This window comes from Acinetobacter sp. RRD8 (assembly GCF_031844225.1).
GTDB lineage: Bacteria > Pseudomonadota > Gammaproteobacteria > Pseudomonadales > Moraxellaceae > Acinetobacter.
Window position 1 is genome coordinate 1 of record NZ_JAUZUU010000044.1, and the last position, 2550, is coordinate 2550.

The 2550-nt window shown below is 50.9% G+C and carries 1 rRNA gene; it reads left to right on the forward strand.

The window, feature by feature from the left end:
* A 23S ribosomal RNA gene (locus Q9R24_RS14910) occupies positions 1 to 2523 on the forward strand; the annotation flags it as partial.
* Positions 2524 to 2550: the final 27 nt, after the last annotated feature.

A 2550-nucleotide genomic window follows, 5' to 3' on the forward strand; every position in this document is an offset into this window, starting at 1 on the left:
GGCACGTGAAACCTTGTCTGAATATGGGGGGACCATCCTCCAAGGCTAAATACTCCTGACTGACCGATAGTGAACCAGTACCGTGAGGGAAAGGCGAAAAGAACCCCTGTGAGGGGAGTGAAATAGATCCTGAAACCGCATGCATACAAGCAGTGGGAGCCGGCTTAGTCCGGTGACTGCGTACCTTTTGTATAATGGGTCAGCGACTTATATTCAGTAGCAAGGTTAACCGAATAGGGGAGCCGTAGGGAAACCGAGTCTTAATAGGGCGTTTAGTTGCTGGGTATAGACCCGAAACCAGGTGATCTATCCATGAGCAGGTTGAAGGTTGGGTAACACTAACTGGAGGACCGAACCCACTGTCGTTGAAAAGCCAGGGGATGACTTGTGGATAGGGGTGAAAGGCTAATCAAACTTGGTGATAGCTGGTTCTCCCCGAAAGCTATTTAGGTAGCGCCTCGGACGAATACCATTGGGGGTAGAGCACTGTTTCGGCTAGGGGGTCATCCCGACTTACCAAACCGATGCAAACTCCGAATACCAATGAGTACTATCCGGGAGACAGACTGCGGGTGCTAACGTCCGTAGTCAAGAGGAAAACAATCCAGACCGCCAGCTAAGGCCCCAAAATTATAGTTAAGTGGGAAACGATGTGGGAAGGCATAGACAGCTAGGAGGTTGGCTTAGAAGCAGCCACCCTTTAAAGAAAGCGTAATAGCTCACTAGTCGAGTCGGCCTGCGCGGAAGATGTAACGGGGCTAAAACTATATGCCGAAGCTGCGGATGCATAATTTATTATGCGTGGTAGGGGAGCGTTCTGTAAGCCGATGAAGGTGGATTGAGAAGTCTGCTGGAGGTATCAGAAGTGCGAATGCTGACGTGAGTAACGACAATGCGAGTGAAAAACTCGCACGCTGAAAGACCAAGGGTTCCAGTCCAACGTTAATCGGGGCTGGGTGAGTCGACCCCTAAGGCGAGGCCGAGAGGCGTAGTCGATGGGAAATTGGTTAATATTCCAATACTTCTGTGTAATGCGATGAGAGGACGGAGAAGGTTAAGTCAGCCTGGCGTTGGTTGTCCAGGTGGAAGGTTGTAGGCATGTATCTTAGGCAAATCCGGGGTACTCTATGCTGAGAACTGATAGCAAGCTGTACTTGTACAGTGAAGTGGCTGATACCATGCTTCCAGGAAAAGTCTCTAAGCTTCAGTTACACAGGAATCGTACCCGAAACCGACACAGGTGGTCAGGTCGAGTAGACCAAAGCGCTTGAGAGAACTCTGCTGAAGGAACTAGGCAAAATGGTACCGTAACTTCGGGAGAAGGTACGCTGTTGTCTGTGATAGGACTTGCTCCTTGAGCGGCCGACAGCCTCAGAAACCAGGCCCCTGCAACTGTTTATTAAAAACATAGCACTCTGCAAACACGAAAGTGGACGTATAGGGTGTGATGCCTGCCCGGTGCTGGAAGGTTAATTGATGGGGTTAGCGTAAGCGAAGCTCTTGATCGAAGCCCCAGTAAACGGCGGCCGTAACTATAACGGTCCTAAGGTAGCGAAATTCCTTGTCGGGTAAGTTCCGACCTGCACGAATGGCATAATGATGGGGGCGCTGTCTCCAGCAGAGACTCAGTGAAATCGAATTCGCCGTGAAGATGCGGTGTACCCGCGGCTAGACGGAAAGACCCCGTGAACCTTTACTGCAGCTTGACATTGAACTTTGATCTTACTTGTGTAGGATAGGTGGGAGGCTTTGAAGTCGCGACGCTAGTTGCGATGGAGCCGTCCTTGAAATACCACCCTGGTAATATTGAGGTTCTAACTCTGTCCCGTTATCCGGGACGAGGACCATGTCTGGTGGGTAGTTTGACTGGGGCGGTCTCCTCCTAAAGAGTAACGGAGGAGTACGAAGGTGCGCTCAGCGTGGTCGGAAATCACGCGTAGAGTATAAAGGCAAAAGCGCGCTTAACTGCGAGACCCACAAGTCGAGCAGGTACGAAAGTAGGTCTTAGTGATCCGGTGGTTCTGTATGGAAGGGCCATCGCTCAACGGATAAAAGGTACTCTGGGGATAACAGGCTGATACCGCCCAAGAGTTCATATCGACGGCGGTGTTTGGCACCTCGATGTCGGCTCATCTCATCCTGGGGCTGAAGCAGGTCCCAAGGGTATGGCTGTTCGCCATTTAAAGAGGTACGCGAGCTGGGTTTAGAACGTCGTGAGACAGTTCGGTCCCTATCTACCGTGGGCGTTGGAAATTTGAGAGGATCTGCTCCTAGTACGAGAGGACCAGAGTGGACGAACCTCTGGTGTACCGGTTGTCACGCCAGTGGCATCGCCGGGTAGCTATGTTCGGAAGGGATAACCGCTGAAAGCATCTAAGCGGGAAGCCTACCTCAAGATAAGATTTCCCCGAGACTTTATGTCTCCTAAAGAGCCGTTGAAGACTACGACGTTGATAGGTTGGATGTGGAAGCATAGTGATATGTGAAGCTGACCAATACTAATTGCTCGTGAGGCTTGACTATACAACACCCAAACAGTTGTTGTACGAA